We start from the raw sequence: 18,918 nt of genomic DNA on the forward strand, positions 1-18,918 counted from the left end.
GCCGGGTCTCGGCGTACGTCGCTGCAACGGCGTACGCCGAGACGGGTGACAGATCGTCAGACGAGATCCATGGCGGCGACTTCGTCCGGACGGCCGTAGCTGACCGGGCCGTGGAAGCGGCGGCGGGCGGTGGTGAACCACCACACCGTGGCCACGGCCAGGACGACGGCCAGGGCGATCGGCGCGTAGTTGAAGGAGTGGGCGGTGATCGGTGAGGCGTGCGGCAGCATGAACAGGACGCTGCTGAGCATGATCCAGGCCACCGCTACGGCCCCGACCGGCCGTCCCCACCGGCCCAGGTGCCAGGGCCCCGGCTGGAACTCGTCCCCCAGCCTCAGCCGGAGCAGGATCGGGACGGCGTAGGCGAGGAAGAGGCCGACGACGTTGACGCTGACGATGGCGGTGAACGCCGTGTGCGACCACCAGCCGGGCAGCACGAGCGCCAGCGAGCAGGCGACCGCCAGCCACACCGCCTTGACGGGGGTGCGGGTGCGCGGCGAGACCGAGTGCCACCAGCGGGAGCCCGGCATCGCGCCGTCCCGGGAGAAGGCGAAGATCTGTCGGGTGTTGCTGGTGAGATTGGCGAGGCCGCAGAAGAGCATGGCGCCGATCACGATCAGCAGCAGCGCCTTCGCGGTGCCGAGACCGAGCCCGTCGATCAGGATCTGCACGGGCGGTGCGTCGGCACTCGCCACCCGGTCGTAGTCACGAATGCTGTAGACCAATGCGAGCATCAGCAGCAGACCCGCGATCGCCGAGAATCCGATCGCCCGCGTGATCCCCCGCGGCGCGTTCACCGTCGCCCGGACCGTTTCCTCGGACATGTGGAAGCTGCCGTCGAAGCCGGTGAAGGTCCAGCTGGTGACCAGCAGACCGAGCATCCCGCCGTAAAGGCCGCTCGTGAAACCGGTGTTGTTCACGAAATGCGTGACGAAGGAAGCCGACTGATGATGTTCGGGCATCACGATCAGCGCACTCACGATCACCACGAGTCCGATCAGCAGCCACCACACGGAGATCCGGTTCAGGACGGCCACCAGCTGCACGGTGTAGGTGTTGGCGAGCCCCTGGAGCACGATGATCAGGGCCGTGATCAGCACCGTCCGGTGCGGGGTCGGCTCGTACGAGGGCCACTGCAGGGCGATGAAGGCCTGGAGAAAGGTCGCGGCGGCGTACCCGGTGGCGGCCGTCCCGCCGACCTGGCCCACGAAGTTCAGCCAGCCGGTGTACCAGGACCAGGCGCCCTTGTGCCGTTTGGCGAGCTTTCCGGCGGAGAAATACAACGCGCCGCTCGTCGGATAGGCCGAGGCGACTTCCGCCATCGATGCTCCCACGAAGAGCACCATGACGGAGACGCCGATCCAGCCGAAGACTAGAATTGCCGGTCCGCCCGCGTTCAGACCGAAACCGATTGCCGAGAAGATGCCCGAGATGATGTTGATGATGGTGAACGAGATGGCGAAATTGTCGAACGCCTGAAAACGCCGCGTGAGTTTTCTCGGATAACCCATGGCGTGCAGGGTGGCGTCGTCGTCGAGCTCGATCGGAACCGCTCCCCCGCGCGCTGTGGCACGCGGAGCCGTTATCCCTTCTGACACGGAACGGACCTTTCTCTTGGGTGGGGGGTTGCGGTACGTCAGGCGGTCGGTACTGGCAGCCCGCAGGCGCGGCGCGCCCGGGACAGCTGCTCGGCCGGGTCGCCGAAGACGGACCAGGGCATACGGGAGGCGTACGGCCCCATCGCCGTGAAGGCGGCGCGTGCCTCCTCCTCGCGCCGGGCCATGACCAGGGCGTGGGCGAGGTAGGCCAGGTCGAGAACGGGGGTGGAGCGGTACTCGGCCACCGCGGGCAGCCAGTTCTCGTGGATCGCCAGCGCGGTCGAGGTCCACTGCGGCTGCTCCCAGACACGGTCGGCGAGCAGCCTGGTCGGGTCGTAGCACTCGACCAGGGCGACCAGGGGCAGCAGGCGCAGCGGTGAGTCGGCGGGCGCACGCTGGCCGAGGAACGCGGCGACGTCCCATGCGGCGGTCACGGAGCCGCCGTACCGAGCGAAGAAGCAGGCCAGGAAGCGGTGATGGGCCTCGCGGTGCCAGGGGTCGAGCGAGAGGATGTGCGCGAACAGACGCCAGGGCCCGGGCGGTGCGGTGAGCAGCCCGCGCGGCGCCTGGTCGCGCAGCCGGTGCAGCCGGGCCATGGCCAGCTTGGCCACCCAGGGCGTGGGATCGGCGGGGTCGGCCGAGGCGGCCCGCTCGCAGGCGGCCAGCGCTATCCGCTCCAGCGCCTCGGTGCGCGGGTCGCGGGCGTCGGCCGCGCGCAGCGCCCGCAGTACGGCGACCCGGGCCCACAGCAGCGCCGCCTCGGGGCCGGGCTCCTCGGCGAGCCAGCGTTCCACGAGGTCGGAGTCGGCGGCCTCCGAGGCGAGCACGAGGGAGCGGTGGGCGCGCAGGGCGAAGTCACCGCGGGTTTCGGCCAGGGCGTCCCGGGCGCTCAGATATCGGCCGGCCCGGACATCGACGCATACGCTCGCGAGCACGCGGTCGTCGGCAGCCGGATGCCACACATACTGCCCTTCGAATAACCCCGCGGTCATCTGCCCCAGCCCATCCCCCGTTACGGCACCTCACAGTTGTGCACCAGGAACCTTACTCATCGTGGGACTCAACCGGAACGTACATTTCGGGGTGGCGGCCGGAGTTTTTCGGCGGCATTGCGGCTCGGCCGGGGCTAGTTCAAAGCGACACCTTTTCTCATTCCGTCCCGCCGTCATGGACACCACCCCGCCCCGGCAACCGCTTTCACTCCCCACTAGAATGTTCCAAAGAAATATGCCGACCTCCACTTCACTCCGGGAAAAACGATTCACGACCTCGCCACCCGGCTCCGCCGACTCCCCCCGTCCTGCGGCCCCGTCCGCATGGTCGCCGTCGACGGGCACGCCGGCTCCGGAAAGTCCACGTTCGCCGGGCAGTTGGCCCGGGCCCTGGACGACGCCCCGGTGCTGCATCTCGACGACATCGCGAGCCATGACGAGCTGTTCGAGTGGACCGGCCGCCTGCTGACCCAGGTGATCGAACCCCTCACCCGGGGCGAGACCGCCCACTACACCCCCTACGACTGGCGGGCCCGCCGATTCGGACCGCCCCTTCCCGTACCCCCTGCCCCGGTGGTCGTCGTCGAGGGCGTCGGCGCCGGCCGCCGTGCGCTGCGCCCGCATCTCGCCCAGTTGCTGTGGATGGAGCTGCCGCACGAGGAGTCCTGGGCGCGGGGCCGCTCACGGGACGGGGAGGAGCAGCGGGAGTTCTGGCGGGGGTGGGTCCGGGCGGAGCGGAAACACTTCGCCGACGACCCTTCCCGGCCGTTCGCCGATCTTCTGATTCGACAGTGCGGCAAGGGGTATGAGGTGACTAATGGGCCCGCTGGGACGGTTGGACCGGACCAGCCCTTCACGTAGGGTGACGGCCCATCGGCAATGTGCTGAACTTGTGAAGAGCCTTGCGGGATTAGTTACCGGAGTGCTTCAACTCGGCTTGACCGGGGGGCCGTACAGGACTTACGTTCTCAATGTGCGGCCAATCGAGGTCGCCCCCATACGCGAAGCCCCCGGTTGTTCCCCCGTGATCGGGGGCTTCGTTCTGCCCTCACACCACTTTTCGCGCGCCGTGAGGCGTTATTCGCTCACCCTCGGTCACCGAGCGCGGTGCACGCGATCTGCTCCCACCTCGTCAAACGGCCTGTGCGGCACCCTGGGGCGGGCATGCTCGCGCAGGTACGATGCCCTCGGTGCGACCTACGGACGGCTGCTCTGCGCACCGTTGCAACTCCGGTCCGCGGTACGGCGGTTCGAACAAGGCGGCCCCGGGCGACGGCCCGGCGGCCAACCGACGGGGGCACGGTCTGTGGGGGACGGGATGGACTTCGGCATGCAGGGCCCCGAGGCCCCGGCCGACCTCGCCTGGTTGCGAGGTGTGGATGCCTACACGATGGGGGCCTATCCGCAGGCGGAGGAGGAGTTCCGCACCGCGGTGCGGATCGATCCCGGGATGGCCGACGGCTGGCTCGGCCTGCACGCGCTGCGCGTCGACACGACGACGGCGCTGCTGCGAATGTTCCGCCACCGGGACCGCTTCGGGGAGCAGCGCACCCGGCACCGGCGGACGATCAACTCCTGGTACTGGCTGGGCTGGTGGGTGCAGCCGGTCCTGGAGAGCCCGCGCGATCTGCTGCTGGCCCACGCCTCGCACTGGCTGGACGGCCGGCACGTCCCGGAGCTGGACCGCGCGCTCGCCGGACTGCCGCCCGTGGACACCGACCACCAGGTCCGCTTTCTGCACGCCTGCCGCGCCTACCTGGTCAAGGACTGGGAACAGCTGGTCCGGCACACCGACCCGCTGCTCGACGATCAGCTGCTCGGCATCGAGGCGGGTCTGTTCGGCGGCATGGCGCGGGTGCGGCTGGAGATGTACGGCCAGGCCGAACCGCTCCTGTCGGCCGCGCTGATGCGCTGCCGCAGTGAGCAGCCGCAGCGCAAGGAGCTGCGGTACTGGCTGGCCCGGGCGCACGAGGGCACGGGCAGGTCCGCCGCTGCCTTACCGCTCTACCGCGCCGTGCACCGCGTCGACCCCGCCTTCATGGACACCTCGGCCCGGCTCGCGGCCATCGCCGAGGGCGACGGGTACGACGACCCCACCGACCTCGCGGCGATCACGCTGACCGGGATGGGGCAGGACGTGGTCGACGGTCCCGACGGGTTCGATCCGCTCTTCGGCACCGAGGGACGGGACCTGAGGCTGCCGGACGCCGACCTGCCGCCCACCGGTCCGCTGCCGTCGGTGATCGATCCGACCGTGCGCGAGAAGACGGCCGTAGGGTCACAGCCACTGCCCGCCGGGCCCACCGACCCCGGGTTACTCGAGGAGGCGCTCGCCGAGCTCGAGCGCATGGTGGGGCTCGAACCCGTCAAACGCCAGGTCAAGGCGCTGTCCGCCCAGTTGAACATGGCCCGGCTGCGGGCCGGGCAGGGGCTGCCGGTCCAGCCGCCGAAACGGCACTTCGTCTTCTCCGGCCCCTCGGGCACCGGCAAGACCACGGTCGCCCGCATCCTGGGCCGCGTCTTCTACGCCCTCGGGCTCCTCGGCGGCGACCATCTCGTGGAGGCCCAGCGCGCCGACCTCGTCGGCGAGTACCTGGGCCAGACGGCCGTGAAGGCCAACGAGCTCATCGACTCCGCGCTCGGCGGGGTCCTCTTCGTGGACGAGGCGTACTCCCTCTCCAACTCCGGCTACGGCAAGGGCGACGCCTACGGCGACGAAGCCCTTCAGGTGCTGCTGAAGCGCGCGGAGGACAACCGGGACCACCTGGTGGTGATCCTGGCCGGCTATCCCGAGGGCATGGACCGCTTGCTTGCCGCTAACCCCGGCCTGTCCTCGCGCTTCACAAGCCGTGTCGACTTCCCCTCGTACCGCCCCCTCGAACTGACCTCGATCGGCGAGGTGCTCGCCGCGGAGAACGGGGACGTGTGGGACGAGGAGGCGCTGGACGAGCTGCGGTCGATCGCCGGGCACGTGGTCGATCAGGGGTGGATCGACGAGCTGGGCAACGGGCGGTTCCTGCGGACGCTGTACGAGAAGAGCTGTGCCTACCGGGATCTGCGGTTGACGACCTATCCGGGGGCGTTGACGAGGGACGACCTGTCGACGTTGCGGCTGCCGGATCTGATGCAGGCGTACGGCGAAGTGCTGTCGGGAAGGGGCCCGCAGGACCCGTCCGCCATCTGAGGCAGGCGGACGGGTCCCGCGGCTCCCGCTATCCGGCCAGCACCCCTTCCGGCTCCCCGCTGCTCACCCGCGGCCCCGTGACCCGCACCTCCGGCAGCTCCCGGTGGGCCGGGTCCCGGACCTCGCCCACCAGCAGTTCCAGTACGTCCTCCAGCGCGACGAGCCCCAGCACCTTGCCGGACGCGTCGGCCACCTGGGCGAGATGGGTCGCGGCGCGGCGCATGACCGTGAGGGCGTCGTCGAGCGGCAGTTCCGACCGCAGGGTCGTCATCGGGTGCCACACCTGCTGCGGCACCGCGCGTTCCGACTCCTCCAGGTCGAGTACGTCCTTCACGTGGAGGTAGCCCATGAAGGCGCCGTTCTCCGCCGCGACCGGGAAGCGGGAGTACCCGGTGCGGGCGGTGAGCGCGACGATCTGGCCCGGGGTGACCGACGGGCTGACCGTGACCAGGGACTCGCGTGTCAGCAGCACGTCCGTCACCGGGCGGGAGCCCAGTTCCAGGGCGTCCTCCAGACGCTCCTGCTCCTCGGGGTCGAGCAGGCCCGCCTGGCCGGAGTCCTCGACGAGCCGGTTGAGCTGCTCGCTGGTGAACACCGCCTCGACCTCGTCCTTCGGCTCGACGCGGAAGAGCCGAAGGATGGCCTGCGCGACGGCGCCGAGGGCCACGGTGATCGGCCGGCAGAAGCGTGCGAAGTAGACCAGCCCGGGGCTGAGCCACAGCGCGACCTTCTCGGGGGCCGCCATCGCCAGGTTCTTCGGCAGCATCTCCCCGATGACCAGATGGAAGAAGACCACCGCGGCGAGCGCGATGACATAGGTGAGCGGATGGATCATGCCGTCCGGCAGATGGATCCACTCGAACACCGGCTCCAGCAGATGCGCCACCGTCGGCTCGGCGACCGCGCCGAGCGTCAGCGAGCACAGCGTGATGCCGAACTGGGCCGCCGCCATCATCTGCGGCAGCCGCTCCAGGCCGTAGAGCACCTGTCGGGCGCGCGCCGTCCCGAGCGGTTCGATCTGGCTGCGGCGGACCGACACGAGGGCGAACTCGGCGCCCACGAAGAAGCCGTTGGCGAGCACGAGCAGCCCGGCGAAGGCGAGTTGGAGCACGCTCATCGGGCGACCTCCACCACGGACCCGGTGCGGACCAGCCGGACGCGCTCGGCGCGGTAGTGGCCGACCCGGCGCACCGACAGCCGCCAGCCCGGCAGCTCGGCCTTGTCACCGACGGCCGGGATGCGTCCGAGCAGGTCGGCGACGAGTCCGGCGACGGTCTCGTACGGCCCCTCGGGCACATCGAGCCCTATCCGCTGGAGGATGTCGACCCGGCAGCTGCCGTCGGCATCCCAGGCAGGGCGGCCGTCCTCCGGCTGGGCGGCGGCGAGTTCGGGCAGGTCCTGCCCGTCGTGCTCGTCGCGGACCTCGCCGACGATCTCCTCGACGATGTCCTCCAGCGTGACCACACCGGCCGTACCGCCGTACTCGTCGACGACGACCGCGATGGGCTGCTCGCTGCGCAGCTGGGCGAGGAGCGGCTGGACCGGCAGGGTCTCCGGGACCAGCAGCGCCGGGCGGGCGATACGGCCGACCGGGGTGCGCAGTCGGTCACTCGAACGGATCGCCAGCGCGTCCTTCAGATGGACCATGCCGACGATCTCGTCGATCTTCTCCCGGTAGACCGGGAAGCGGGACAGACCCGTGGCGCGGGTGAGGTTCACCACATCCTCGGCGGTCGCCGACGACTGCAGCGCGCTGACCTTCACGCGCGGGGTCATGACGTGCTGCGCGGTCAGTTCGGCGAGCGACAGGGTCCGTACGAAGAGGTCCGCGGTGTCCTGTTCCAGGGCGCCGGCCTGGGCCGAGTGCCGGGCCAGGGAGACGAGTTCGCCGGGGGTGCGGGCGGAGGCCAGCTCCTCGGTGGGCTCGATGCCCAGGGCGCGCACGAGTCGGTTGGCGACCGAGTTCAGCCCGGCGATCACCGGGCGGAACAGGCGCGCGAAGACGTGCTGCGGGCCGGCGACGAAGCGCGCGACCTGCATCGGCCGGGACACCGCCCAGTTCTTGGGCACCAGCTCGCCGATCACCATCTGCACGGCCGAGGCCAGCAGCATGCCGACGACCACGGCCACTCCGGACACCGCGCCCTCGGGGATGCCGATCGCGGTGAAGGGGCCGCCCAGCAGCTGCGCCAACGCCGGTTCGGCGAGCATGCCGACGACGAGGGAGGTGATGGTGATGCCGAGTTGGGTGCCGGAGAGCTGGAAGGACAGTTCCTTGAGTGACTCGACGACACGGTGGGCCCGTCGGTCGCCCTCGGCGGCGGCCTTCTCGGCGTCCGTCGCCTCGACCGTGACCAGGCCGAACTCGGCGGCCACGAAGAAGCCGTTCGCGAGGATCAGGAGGAACGCGGCTGCCAGAAGCAGCAAGGGGATGGTCATGATGCCGCCGCCCCGGTATGTCGGGAGGGGGCGGCGCAGGTACTACCGGACGATCCGTCCATCGCTGGAGGGAATCACTCCTCGGATTGCAGGGGGCCTCTGAAGCCCGGTGGGCACATCAGTGGCGGAGGCGCCAGAAATACGCCTCCGCCAACAGATTAATCAAGACATGGGGATTTACGGCAGGGTGAACGCCCCTGAGTCAGTCCGGTTGGTCCCCCGGCTCCTTGACGGCCCGGGCTTCGGCCAGGGCCCGCAGGGCGCGTGCGTCGGCGATGGCGTGCTGCTTGGCGATGCCCGGCTGGATGCCGAGGGCGGGCAGGCTGGTGCCGTCGCTGAGGTTGAGGAACACCCAGGGATCACCCGGGCGGAGGTTCACCTGAACGATCTCGGCCCACTCCAGACGGCGCTTGGTGGCGATGTTCACGACGGTGACGCCCGACTCGTCGGCGACGACCTTGACCCTGGCCAGCATGGCCAGCACGCCGAACATCAGCGCCGCGGTGAAGATGAAGCTGAGGCGCTCCCCGGGGCCGAGCTTCTCCAGCAGCAGCGCGACCGCCGTGATGACGACGAAGATCGCGACGCCTGCGGTGAGCAGGACGGCCCGGGTGCGGCCCGGCCGGAACGTGACGGGCAGGGTGGGCAGTTCGGAGGACATCGGTCTACGGCCCCTCGGCTCAGAGGCGGCAGGCGTGGATGGCCGTGGTCAGGATGGCCCGCGCGCCGATGTCGTACAGGTCGTCCATGATCCGCTGGGCTTCCTTGGCCGGAACCATCGCCCGGACGGCGACCCAGCCCTCGTTGTGCAGCGGCGAGACGGTCGGCGACTCGAGACCCGGGGTGAGGGCGACGGCCTTCTCCAGCTGCTCGACGCGGCAGTCGTAGTCCATCATCACGTAGGTCCGGGCGACCAGGACGCCCTGGAGACGGCGCAGGAACTGCTGAACCTTCGACTCGGCGGCTTCCTCGGCGTCCGCGCCGGTGCGGCGGATGACGACGGCCTCGGACTTCATGATCGGGTCGCCGACGACCTCCAGGCCGGCGTTGCGCAGCGAGGTGCCCGTCTCGACGACGTCCGCGATGACCTGGGCGACACCCAGCTGGATGGCGGTCTCGACGGCGCCGTCGAGGTGGACGACGGAGGCGTCGATGCCGTGGTCGGCGAGGTGCTTGGCGACGATGCCCTCGTAGGAGGTGGCGACCGTCTTGCCGTTCAGGTCCGCCAGGTCGTCGCCGACGATGCCCGGCTTGGTGGCGAAGCGGAAGGTGGAGCGGGCGAAGCCCAGCGGCAGGATCTCCTCGGCGTTGGCGCCGGAGTCGATCAGCAGGTCGCGGCCGGTGATGCCGATGTCGAGCTGGCCGGAGGAGACGTAGATCGCGATGTCGCGGGGGCGGAGGTAGAAGAACTCGACCTCGTTCTCCGGGTCGACGATCCGCAGTTCCTTGGACTCGCGGCGCTGCTGGTAGCCGGCCTCATGCAGCATCTCCGCCGCAGGGCCGGACAGGGAACCCTTGTTGGGGACGGCGATGCGCAGCATGAGGTCGGCTTCCTTCGTTCGCTCTGGTGGTGGGTTGGTTGCTGGTGCTCAGAGGTGGGCGTAGACGTCGTCGAGGGAGATCCCGCGGGCGACCATCATCACCTGGACGTGGTAGAGCAGCTGCGAGATCTCCTCGGCAGCCGCTTCCTTGCCCTCGTACTCGGCGGCCATCCAGACTTCGGCGGCTTCCTCGACGACCTTCTTGCCGATGGCATGGACGCCGTTCTCGACCAGTTCTGCGGTGCGGGAAGTGGCGGGATCGCCGTGGGCGGCCTTGTGCTGGAGCTCGGTGAAGAGCTCCTCGAACGTCTTCTTGGACATGGTGACGCTCAGCCTATGCCAATTACTCGATTCGTCAGCGCCAGGGTTCGGATACTGAGCGGAGGGTGGCCGCGGTCGCCACCGCCGCCGTCACCGCCTCGTGCCCCTTGTCCTCGTTGGAGCCCTCGATGCCGGCCCGGTCCAGGGCCTGCTCCTCGGTGTCGCAGGTCAGCACGCCGAAACCGATCGGCACGCCGGTCTCGACCGACACCTGGGTGAGGCCCTGGGTCACGCCCTGGCAGACGAACTCGAAATGGGGGGTGCCTCCGCGGATGACGACGCCGAGGGCCACGATCGCGTCGTAGCCGCGCCCCGCGAGGACCTTGGCGACCACCGGGAGTTCCCAGCTGCCGGGGACCCGGAGCAGGGTCGGCTCGTCGATCCCCAGGTCGTGCAGGGCGCGCAGCGCGCCGTCAACCAAACCGTCCATCACCTTCTCGTGCCACTGCGCCGCGATGACCGCGACCCGCAGGTCACCCACATTGCGTACGGACAGTTCCGGTGCGCCCTTGCCGCTCACGTTCTCAAGTCTCCTCGGTGTGCTCTTACTGGTTGCTGCAGGTGGACAGGGCGGCCTCGGGCGCCGCGTCCAGCCAGGGCAGGTCGTGGCCCATCCGGTCGCGCTTGGTGCGCAGGTACCGGAGGTTGTGCTCGCCCGCCTGTACGGGCATCGGCTCGCGCTCGGTGACCTTGAGGCCGTGAGCGAGGAGCGCGTCGGACTTGTCGGGGTTGTTGGTCAGCAGGCGCACGCCGTGCACGCCCAGGTCCGCCAGGATCTGCGCGCCGGCGCCGTAGTCGCGGGCGTCGGCGGGCAGGCCGAGTTCGAGGTTGGCGTCGAGGGTGTCGCGACCGCGCTCCTGGAGCTCGTACGCGCGCAGCTTGGACATCAGGCCGATGCCCCGCCCCTCGTGTCCGCGCAGGTAGACGACGACTCCCCGGCCCTCGGCCCGGATGCGCTCCAGGGCCGCCTCCAGCTGGGGGCCGCAGTCGCAGCGCTGGGAGTGGAAGACGTCGCCGGTGAGGCACTCGGAGTGGACGCGGACGAGCACGTCCTCGCCGTCGCCGATCTCGCCGTGGACGAGGGCGACATGCTCGACGCCGTCGACGGTGGAGCGGTAGCCGTACGCCGTGAAGGCGCCGTGGGCGGTGGGCAGGTGGACCTCGGCCTCGCGGCGGACGGTGGGTTCGGCCGTGGGCTCGGACAGGAACGGCTCCTGCTCGGCCGGCTCGGGCGCGGCCTGCTCGCGCAGTTCGGCGCCGCGGAGGTGGGCGATCAGGTCCTCGATGGAGATGATCGTCAGGCCGTGCTTGCGGGCGAACGGGATCAGCTGGGGCAGCCGCAGCATCTCGCCGTCCGCGCCGGCGATCTCGACGATGGCGCCGGCCGGGCGCAGGCCCGCGAGCCGGGCCAGGTCGACGGCGGCCTCGGTGTGGCCGTTGCGGACGAGGACGCCGCCGGGGCGGGCGCGCAGCGGGAAGATGTGGCCGGGGCGGACGAGGTCCGACGGCTGGGCCTCACCGCTCGCGAGGAGCTGGAGCGTGGTGGCGCGGTCGGAGGCGGAGATGCCCGTGGTCACCCCGTGCGCGGCGGAGGCGTCCACGGACACCGTGAACGCGGTCTTCATCGACTCGGTGTTGTCGTCGACCATCTGCGGGAGCCCCAGCCGGTCCAGCTCCTCGGGCTCCATGGGGGCGCAGATCAGGCCGCGGCACTCGCTCATCATGAAGGCGACGATCTCGGGGGTGATCTTCTCGGCGGCGACGACGAGGTCGCCCTCGTTCTCCCGGTTCTCGTCGTCGACCACCACGATCGGGCGGCCCGCGGCGATGTCGGCGATGGCCTGCTCGACGGAGTCGAGCGTGAGGTCCTCCGGACCTTCGGTGCGGTACAGGATCGGTGCCGTGGTCATGCCGGCGCTCCTTCCAGGACGGGCCGCGTGTCCCTGCGGGAGCGCAGCCACCAGTCGCGCATGCCCCACAGGACGAGTGCGCCGTAGATGACGTAGACGAAGCCTGAGAAGGCGTAGCCGTTGGCGAAGTTGAGGGGGACGCCGACCAGGTCGACGAGCAGCCAGGCGAACCAGAACTCGACCATGCCGCGCGCCTGGGCGTACATGGCGACGATGGTGCCGACAAAGATGTAGGCGTCCGGCCAGGGGTCCCAGGACAGGGTCGGGTACGCCTTGAAGAGCAGCGCCACCGCGACGGTGCCGGCGGCTGCCGCGGCGATCATCGCCCCGCGCTCGCGCCAGGTGGCGAAGCGTACGGCGATGTGGCCGTCCTCGCCCTGTCCCTTGCCACGCTGCCACTGCCACCAGCCGTACAGCGCGACGACCATGACGACCGCCTGCTTGCCCGCGCTGCCGGTGAGATGGCCGAAGAAGGCGCCGAAGAGGATCAGGCCGGCCAGGAACTGCACGGGCCAGGTCCAGATGGAGCGCCGCCAGCCGAGGGCGAGGGCGGCGAGGCCGAAGAGGTTGCCGACCATGTCGGACCAGAGGATGTGCTGGCCGAACAAGACGAACGCCTCGGAGTTCAGCGAGTTCACTTGGCCGCCGTCCCTTCCGAGGAGAGGCGGTCGCCCAGCATCCGCTCGACGTACTTGGCGATGACGTCGACCTCGAGGTTGACCGGGTCGCCGGGCTGCTTCAGGCCGAGCGTGGTCAGGTCGAGGGTGGTGGGGATGAGGCTGACGGTGAAGTAGTCGGGCCCGGCGTCGACGACGGTGAGGCTGATGCCGTCGACGGTGATGGAGCCCTTCTCCACGACGTACCGGGAGAGGTCCGCGGGGAGCGAGATCTTCACGATCTCCCAGTTGTCGGAGGGCTTGCGCTCCAGCACCTCGGCGGTGCCGTCGACGTGTCCCTGCACGATGTGCCCGCCGAGGCGCGCGCCGACGGCGGTGGGGCGTTCGAGGTTGACGCGGGAGCCCGCGGTGAGGACGCCCAGGCTGGAGCGGTTCAGGGTCTCGGCCATGACGTCGGCGGTGAACTCGTCGCCCTCGTGGTCCACGACCGTGAGGCAGACGCCGTTGACCGCGATGGAGTCGCCGTGCTTCGCGCCGTCGGTGACGACGGGGCCGCGCACTCGGAAGCGACAGGCGTCGTCGAGGGTCTCGACGGCGGTGATCTCGCCCAGCTCTTCGACGATTCCGGTGAACACTTCCCGGGTCCTCCTGCCACATTGGGGCACGGACTCCGGGGCCTGTCGATGACGACAGAATGTACGAGCAGGGACACCGGGGGCGACGCCGAACAGAGCTCGCCACATGGACGAACCGATACGGCGGCGCGCACGAATGCCCGCCCGCCGCGCACTGCCTCCCATCCGGACTTTAACCGTCGGTCCAGGAATTTCACCTGGTCAACCGGTCGCTGGAGGCGACCGGGTCGCGGACTGTAACCGCCGGTTCGGACTTTCACCGACCCCGGAGTGCGCTGCTTCTGGTACAGGGCCAGTGTGCCACGCCTGATCGGCGTCCATACGAGCGAACGGTGTGGGGTGGCTCACAGGCTCTCTCACTGGACTTCCCCGGCGAATCGCGGCATCCCAACTCCCTTGCGTGGAGCCGCTCTTGAGATTGGTCCATACCTATTGACGCTATGGTCTAGTCCTCTCTAGGGTGCGGGGACCTGCGGGAATCTGCGGGAACCCCCTCGCCCTATCGGACCTCTTCAAGATCGGACCTCTGCCAGCGGGTCATGCGCGGACCCTGCTCAGACGGCCCGGCGGCGGTGACGACGGCCCTTGCCCGCCGCCGGGCCTCCCAACTCCCGCCGCCGGCGGCTCTGGCAGGGTGAGGAGCGTGACGACAGCGACCGCCGATGAGTTCGAGACGTATCGCTCCCGGCTGTTCGGCCTGGCCTATCGCATGCTGGGCTCCGCCGAGGAGGCGGAGGACACCGTCCAGGACGCGTATCTGCGCTTCAGCGGCGCCGACCGCGGCGCGATCGAGCACCCCGCGGCCTGGCTCGCCAAGGTCGTCACCAACCTCTGTCTGAACCGGCTGACCTCGGCCAGGGTCCGCCGCGAGCGGTATGTCGGGCCCTGGCTGCCGGAGCCCGTGGTCACCTCCGACGGCACCCTCGGGCCGCTGGAGTCCGCCGAGCGGCGGGACGCGGTGTCGATGGCGATGCTGGTGCTGCTGGAGCGGCTCACGCCCACCGAGCGGGCCGTCTATGTGCTGCGGGAGGCGTTCGCGTACGGCCACCGGGAGATCGCCGCGGTGCTGGAGCTGACCGAGGCCAACTGCCGGCAGCTGTACCGGCGGGCGGTGCGGCGGGTCGGGGAGCCGGGGGCGCGGTTCGAGCCGACGCCCGAGCGGCAGGAGGAGCTCGTCGCGTCCTTCGTCGCGGCTGCCCGGGAGGGTGATCTGGCCCGGCTGGAGAAGCTGCTGGCGGCCGACGTGACCTGGTCGAGCGACGGGGGCGGCAAGGTCTCGGCGGCCCTGCGGCCGGTCGAGGGCCGGGAGAAGGTGTCCCGCTTTCTGCTGGGCCTGTTCCAGCGGTTCGCGCAGGGCCTGGACTTCGCGACGGCCGAGATCAACGGCGGGCCGGGGGTGGCCGTGTGGGCGGGCGGCACGCTCCTCGGCGTGGTCGCGTTCGAACTGCGCGACGGCCTCGTCGTGCACGCCCGGGCCGTGGTGAACCCGGACAAGCTGACGTTCGCGGGCCGTCAGCTGGCCGGGGTGTAGGGCCGTCTGTCACATTCCGCACCGGGTACTCGGTCCCAGCTGACGAGGGGCGCTCCATTCGGGGGCGCCCGGCGTCCGAAGGGACTGAAACGCCATGACCACGATCCTGGTGACCGGCGGCACGGGAACGCTGGGCCGACTCGTCAGCGAACGGCTGCGGGCGGACGGGCACGAGGTGCGGGTGCTCAGCCGGCACGCCCAGCCGTACGCCGTCGACCTGGTCAAGGGCGGCCCGGGCCTGGACACGGCCGTGGCGGGCGTGGACACGATCGTGCACTGCGCGACCTCGCCCGGCGGTGGTGACGAGAAGGCGGCCGCACATCTGATCGCGGCGGCGCGGCAGGCCGGCGTACGACACCTCGTGTACATCTCGATCGTCGGCATCGAGCAAGTGCCGTACGGCTACTACCGGACCAAGCTCGCCGTGGAGGGGCTGATCGAGGAATCGGGACTGGGCTGGACGGTGCTGCGAGCGACGCAGTTCCACGACCTGCTGCTCAGGATGTTCGGCATCGTGTCCAAGCCGCCCGTCATGCTGCTGCCGGCCCGGGTGAAGGACCAGCCCGTCGAGGCGGCCGAGGTCGCGAACCGGCTCGCCGAGTTGGCCCTGGCGGCTCCGGCCGGACGGGTCGAGGACATGGGCGGCCCCGAGGTACGGACCCTCGATTCGCTGGCCCGCGCCTATCTGAGGGCGACGGGCCGCAGGCGGCTCGTGGTGAGCGTGCCGCTGTGGGGGAAGGCGTACGGGGGCTTCCGCTCGGGGGGCCATCTGACACCGGGGCACGCGGTGGGCAAGGGGACGTTCGAGGAGTGTCTGGGGCGGCGGTTCGGGGATGGGGAGGGGGTCTGATCCGGGGTTCGGGGGCGGCTGGGCGGGCTGACCCTGGACGCGGGGACCGTCCGGTCTGACCCGGGGGCCCACGGCGGCTGCGCGGGCCGCCCCGGGCCCACGGCAGCTGTGCGCGCGCTGCCCCGGGGCCTGCCGCGGCCATGCGGCCTGACCCAAAGGGCCAGCGGCAGCTGTACGACCTGACCCAGAGCCGCAGGGACCATCCGGCCTGACCCGGGGGCCCACGGCGGCTGCGCTGGCTGACCCGGGGACCGGCAGCGGCCTGACCCCGGGGCCGCGGGAACCGGCCGGTCTTGCCGAGGGCCCACGGCGCCCCTACGGTCCGGCTCGGAAGCTCCGCAGCGCCCCTACGATCCACCCCGGAAGGCCCGCGGCGGCCTTACGCCGGGCAAGTCACCGGTCCGGCGGCGTGAACAGCTCGTCCTGTGCGGCGTCCCGTGCGGTGAGCAGCGCTCCGCGCAGGACGGCGGCGCCGCCCAGGCTGCTGGGCCGCACGCTCGTCGACAGGGGCGACATCCGCCGGATCCGCTCCTCCACCCGCCCGGCGAGTTCCTCCCCGCCGGCCTGTCCGACCTCCCCGGCGAGGACCACACAGCCGGGGTCGAGGACGGCGACGACGGAGGCGACGCCGATGGCAAGGCGGTCGGCGAGGGCGTCCAGGAAGCGGGCGGCGGATGCCGGGGCGTTGTGCGGCAGGGCGGCAGAAGCCGCGTCGTGGTGTGGGCTGACGGGAACCGCGGTGGTGTAGGCGCGGGAGGATTCCGCGGAAGCAGCCGTGCCGGAGAGGCGGGGCGATTCCGCGGATGCCGCCGCACCCGAGAGCCCGGACGACTCCACCGAAGCCCCCGCACCCGACAGCCCGGACGACGCACCGGACGCGGCAGGTCCCTGATCGGTCCGTCCCACTCGGCTGCGCACCCTGGCGTCGGCCACCTCAGCCTGGCCGCCCAAACCGCCGGAGGCGTCCGCCCCGCTGCGCCCCGCCCTCCGGGCCCCGTCCCCGCCCCCGCCTCCACGCCCGTCCCCGTCCCCCAGGCTCTCCCCGCTGCCCGCCGCAACCCACGCCACCGCGCCCCTGACCACCCCCGCGGCCGGCGGCTCGTGCGCAGCGCCGCCCTCGACACCCAGCCCGTACTCCTGCGCCAGCTCCACGATCGCCGCCGACCCCGCCAGCGAATGGAATCCCCCCTCGCAGTCCACCGCCGAGGGCAGCCCCGAAGTCCCCGGTACCGGCAGGAACCCGATCTCGCCGGTCCCGCCGGAGGCCCCGCGGCGCAGGGCGCCGTCGAGGACCACGGCCGCGCCTGTGCCGTGGCCCAGCCACAGGAGCACGAAGGTGTCGCGGTCGCGGGCCGCCCCGTCGCGCTGTTCCGCCAGGGCGGCGAGGTTGGTCTCGTTCTCGACGTTGACGCGGGCCTCGGGGAGCCGTTCCTGCAGGGCTGCCACCAGGCGGCGGTGCCAGGCGGGCAGGCCCGTGGAGTCGCGCAGCTCTCCGCTCGCCGGGTCGATGAGGCCCGGGGCGCCGATGCCCACCGTATGGAGCCGGTCGGCCCCCGCCTCCTTCACGACCCGCTCCACCAGGGCCACCGCCTGCTCCACCGCGGGCCCGGTCCCCGTGTCGCCGCCGATCGGCACCGACTCCTCTGCGAGCACGGCCCCGACCAGGTCGGACACCACCACCGAGACGCCCTCGGTACGGACGTCCAGCGCCGCCAATTGGGCGCGGCCGGCGACGATGCCGTACAGCTTGGCGTTCGGCCCGCGCCGCTGCTCCCCCGCCTCGCCGACCACCTCGATCAGACCGGCGTCGGTGAGGCGCTCGACGAGGTCGGCGACGGTCGGCCGGGACAGGCCGGTCAGTTGCTTCAACTGCCCTGCCGTCAAGGGGCCTTCCTGCTGGAGGAGGCGGAGGGCGAGCCGGTCGTTGATGACCCGGGCGGTGCTCGGGGATGCGGGCATGCCGGGATCCTTCCAGATCGGCGGGGCCGGGTGGCCGTAAAGGGTCTCTATCTATCAGGCAGGGTTCCTGATAGTTTACGCGCGGCATACGCACCGGGCGAGGACCAGGAGGGGCCTGACAATGAGTGAGGTGGTCTACGACCTGCGTGAGGTGAGGCGCGCCCGGTACGCCGTGGCGGCCGTCTTCGCCGTGCACGGTGCCGTCACCGGCTCGTTCGCGACGCGCGTGCCGTGGATCCAGGACCACGCCGGGGTCAGCGCGGGCCAGTTGGGGCTCGCGCTCGCCTTCCCTGCGCTCGGCGCGTCCGTGGCGATGCCGCTCGCGGGCAGCATCAGCCACCGCTTCGGTGCCCGGAACGCCCTGCGCGGACTGATCGCCCTGTGGACGCTCGCGCTGGTCCTGCCCGCCCTCGCCCCCAACATGCCGGCCCTCTGCCTGGCGCTGTTCGTCTACGGCGCCTCGGCCGGCATGGCGGACGTGGCGATGAACGCGCTCGGCGTCGAGGTCGAGAACCGGCTGGACCGGTCGATCATGTCCGGGCTGCACGGCATGTGGAGCGCCGGCGCCCTGGTCGGCTCGGCGGCCGGCACGCTCGCGGCCCACCTCGGCTCGGACGCCCGGCTGCACCACGCGCTCGCGGCGGCGACCCTCACCCTGCTCGGCGTACTGGCCTGCCGCTGGGTCCTCGACCTCCAGCCCGCCGAGGACGAGGAGCCGCCGCCCCGGTTCGCGCTGCCGCCCAAGTCGGCGCTGCTCATCGGCGCGGTCGGGTTCTGCGCGGTCTTCGCGGAGGGCGCGAGCCTGGACTGGTCGGCGGTCTATCTGCGGGACCAGCTGGACACCTCGGCCGGGCTCGCGGCGGCGTGCACGACCGGGTTCACGCTCACCATGGCGATCGCCCGGATCGCGGGAGACAGGGTGGTGGACCGCTACGGCGCCGTGCGCACGGTCCGGTTCAGCGGCGTCCTGGCCACGATCGGCGGCCTGCTCATCGTGGTGTCGGACCGGCCGGCCCTGGCGATGGCCGGGTTCGCGCTGCTGGGTCTGGGCATCGCGGTGGTCGTGCCGCTGTGCTTCGCGGCGGCCGGTCGCAGCGGCCCCAACCCCTCGCTGGCCATCGCGGGCGTCGCGACGATCACGTACACCTCGGGGCTCGTCGCCCCGAGCGCGATCGGCGGGATCGCCCAGGCCACCAGCCTGGTGGTGTCCTTCTGCCTGGTCACCGTGCTGTCCTCGGGGCTCGTCGTGTTCGCGCGCGTCCTGCGGGCCGGCGACCGCGACCGCCCGAAGGTCAGCCGCCCGGACGCGGCGGTTCCCGACCCGCGCCCCTGAGCGCTCGC

17 protein-coding genes and 1 riboswitch are annotated in these 18,918 nt (G+C 71.2%); of the genes, 5 read left to right on the forward strand and 12 right to left on the reverse strand.

Annotated features, from left to right (window positions below):
- Positions 1-56: 56 nt before the first annotated feature.
- Positions 57-1,511: an amino acid permease gene (locus BLU79_RS28785; RefSeq protein WP_371131965.1), complete on the reverse strand. Its 1,455-nt coding sequence runs from the start codon at positions 1,509-1,511 to the stop codon at positions 57-59.
- A 125-nt stretch (positions 1,512-1,636) separates the two neighbouring features.
- On the reverse strand, positions 1,637-2,590 hold the full coding sequence (locus BLU79_RS28790) for a hypothetical protein (protein ID WP_177001222.1): 954 nt from the start codon (positions 2,588-2,590) through the stop codon (positions 1,637-1,639).
- Between the two features lie 324 nt (positions 2,591-2,914).
- Between BLU79_RS28790 and BLU79_RS28795 the strand changes: the two genes are divergently transcribed.
- Both BLU79_RS28795 and BLU79_RS28800 read left to right on the forward strand, forming a co-directional pair.
- Complete coding sequence (locus BLU79_RS28795) at positions 2,915-3,451, forward strand: nucleoside/nucleotide kinase family protein (RefSeq protein WP_256333505.1); 537 nt, start codon at positions 2,915-2,917, stop codon at positions 3,449-3,451.
- 457 nt (positions 3,452-3,908) lie between these two features.
- The gene (locus BLU79_RS28800) at positions 3,909-5,774 is read left to right on the forward strand and encodes an AAA family ATPase (RefSeq protein ID WP_093908854.1); all 1,866 of its coding nucleotides are present in this window, start codon (positions 3,909-3,911) and stop codon (positions 5,772-5,774) included.
- A gap of 28 nt (positions 5,775-5,802) precedes the next feature.
- On the opposite strand, the gene BLU79_RS28805 is transcribed toward BLU79_RS28800, so the two are convergent.
- From BLU79_RS28805 to BLU79_RS28845, 9 genes are all read right to left on the reverse strand, one after another.
- Entirely contained in the window at positions 5,803-6,891 is a 1,089-nt protein-coding gene (locus tag BLU79_RS28805) for a hemolysin family protein (protein ID WP_093908855.1), read from the reverse strand.
- Positions 6,888-8,213, reverse strand: coding sequence for a hemolysin family protein (locus BLU79_RS28810; protein WP_093908856.1), 1,326 nt, complete (start codon positions 8,211-8,213; stop codon positions 6,888-6,890). Before BLU79_RS28810 ends, BLU79_RS28805 begins: the two co-directional genes overlap by 4 nt.
- Before the next feature lie 202 nt (positions 8,214-8,415).
- Complete coding sequence (locus BLU79_RS28815) at positions 8,416-8,874, reverse strand: PH domain-containing protein (RefSeq protein ID WP_093908857.1); 459 nt, start codon at positions 8,872-8,874, stop codon at positions 8,416-8,418.
- 19 nt (positions 8,875-8,893) lie between these two features.
- Positions 8,894-9,754, reverse strand: coding sequence for an ATP phosphoribosyltransferase (hisG, locus tag BLU79_RS28820; protein WP_093908858.1), 861 nt, complete (start codon positions 9,752-9,754; stop codon positions 8,894-8,896).
- A gap of 48 nt (positions 9,755-9,802) precedes the next feature.
- Positions 9,803-10,075, reverse strand: coding sequence for a phosphoribosyl-ATP diphosphatase (locus BLU79_RS28825; RefSeq protein WP_093908859.1), 273 nt, complete (start codon positions 10,073-10,075; stop codon positions 9,803-9,805).
- 34 nt (positions 10,076-10,109) lie between these two features.
- Complete coding sequence (gene ribH, locus BLU79_RS28830; protein ID WP_093908860.1) at positions 10,110-10,595, reverse strand: 6,7-dimethyl-8-ribityllumazine synthase; 486 nt, start codon at positions 10,593-10,595, stop codon at positions 10,110-10,112.
- 25 nt (positions 10,596-10,620) lie between these two features.
- Entirely contained in the window at positions 10,621-11,985 is a 1,365-nt protein-coding gene (locus tag BLU79_RS28835) for a bifunctional 3,4-dihydroxy-2-butanone-4-phosphate synthase/GTP cyclohydrolase II (protein WP_093908861.1), read from the reverse strand.
- Positions 11,982-12,623, reverse strand: coding sequence for a nicotinamide mononucleotide transporter family protein (locus BLU79_RS28840; RefSeq protein WP_093908862.1), 642 nt, complete (start codon positions 12,621-12,623; stop codon positions 11,982-11,984). The genes BLU79_RS28835 and BLU79_RS28840 overlap by 4 nt, the downstream gene beginning before the upstream one ends.
- Entirely contained in the window at positions 12,620-13,237 is a 618-nt protein-coding gene (locus tag BLU79_RS28845) for a riboflavin synthase (protein ID WP_093908863.1), read from the reverse strand. Before BLU79_RS28845 ends, BLU79_RS28840 begins: the two co-directional genes overlap by 4 nt.
- A 147-nt stretch (positions 13,238-13,384) precedes the next feature.
- Positions 13,385-13,515, reverse strand: a riboswitch (FMN riboswitch).
- A 365-nt stretch (positions 13,516-13,880) separates the two neighbouring features.
- Between BLU79_RS28845 and BLU79_RS28850 the strand changes: the two genes are divergently transcribed.
- Positions 13,881-14,768: an RNA polymerase sigma-70 factor gene (locus BLU79_RS28850; protein WP_093908864.1), complete on the forward strand. Its 888-nt coding sequence runs from the start codon at positions 13,881-13,883 to the stop codon at positions 14,766-14,768.
- Between the two features lie 94 nt (positions 14,769-14,862).
- On the forward strand, positions 14,863-15,618 hold the full coding sequence (locus tag BLU79_RS28855) for an SDR family oxidoreductase (RefSeq protein ID WP_093908865.1): 756 nt from the start codon (positions 14,863-14,865) through the stop codon (positions 15,616-15,618).
- A 393-nt stretch (positions 15,619-16,011) separates the two neighbouring features.
- On the opposite strand, the gene BLU79_RS28860 is transcribed toward BLU79_RS28855, so the two are convergent.
- Positions 16,012-17,577 carry an ROK family transcriptional regulator gene (locus BLU79_RS28860; protein ID WP_093908866.1) on the reverse strand — a complete coding sequence of 522 codons (1,566 nt, stop codon included), beginning with the start codon at positions 17,575-17,577 and terminating at the stop codon, positions 16,012-16,014.
- A 121-nt stretch (positions 17,578-17,698) separates the two neighbouring features.
- On the opposite strand from BLU79_RS28860, the gene BLU79_RS28865 reads away from it, so the two are divergent.
- Entirely contained in the window at positions 17,699-18,910 is a 1,212-nt protein-coding gene (locus BLU79_RS28865) for an MFS transporter (RefSeq protein ID WP_093908867.1), read from the forward strand.
- Positions 18,911-18,918 lie beyond the last annotated feature (8 nt).

This window comes from Streptomyces sp. cf386, assembly GCF_900103585.1.
Lineage (GTDB): Bacteria > Actinomycetota > Actinomycetes > Streptomycetales > Streptomycetaceae > Streptomyces.

Coding starts and splice junctions, on each gene's coding strand:
- BLU79_RS28785 (WP_371131965.1), bottom strand. CDS start 1,511: ATGGGTTATCCGAGAAAACTCACGCGGCGTTTTCAGGCGTTCGACAAT.
- BLU79_RS28790 (WP_177001222.1), bottom strand. CDS start 2,590: ATGACCGCGGGGTTATTCGAAGGGCAGTATGTGTGGCATCCGGCTGCC.
- BLU79_RS28795 (WP_256333505.1), top strand. CDS start 2,915: ATGGTCGCCGTCGACGGGCACGCCGGCTCCGGAAAGTCCACGTTCGCC.
- BLU79_RS28800 (WP_093908854.1), top strand. CDS start 3,909: ATGGACTTCGGCATGCAGGGCCCCGAGGCCCCGGCCGACCTCGCCTGG.
- BLU79_RS28805 (WP_093908855.1), bottom strand. CDS start 6,891: ATGAGCGTGCTCCAACTCGCCTTCGCCGGGCTGCTCGTGCTCGCCAAC.
- BLU79_RS28810 (WP_093908856.1), bottom strand. CDS start 8,213: ATGACCATCCCCTTGCTGCTTCTGGCAGCCGCGTTCCTCCTGATCCTC.
- BLU79_RS28815 (WP_093908857.1), bottom strand. CDS start 8,874: ATGTCCTCCGAACTGCCCACCCTGCCCGTCACGTTCCGGCCGGGCCGC.
- hisG (WP_093908858.1), bottom strand. CDS start 9,754: ATGCTGCGCATCGCCGTCCCCAACAAGGGTTCCCTGTCCGGCCCTGCG.
- BLU79_RS28825 (WP_093908859.1), bottom strand. CDS start 10,075: ATGTCCAAGAAGACGTTCGAGGAGCTCTTCACCGAGCTCCAGCACAAG.
- BLU79_RS28835 (WP_093908861.1), bottom strand. CDS start 11,985: ATGACCACGGCACCGATCCTGTACCGCACCGAAGGTCCGGAGGACCTC.
- BLU79_RS28855 (WP_093908865.1), top strand. CDS start 14,863: ATGACCACGATCCTGGTGACCGGCGGCACGGGAACGCTGGGCCGACTC.
- BLU79_RS28860 (WP_093908866.1), bottom strand. CDS start 17,577: ATGCCCGCATCCCCGAGCACCGCCCGGGTCATCAACGACCGGCTCGCC.
- BLU79_RS28865 (WP_093908867.1), top strand. CDS start 17,699: ATGAGTGAGGTGGTCTACGACCTGCGTGAGGTGAGGCGCGCCCGGTAC.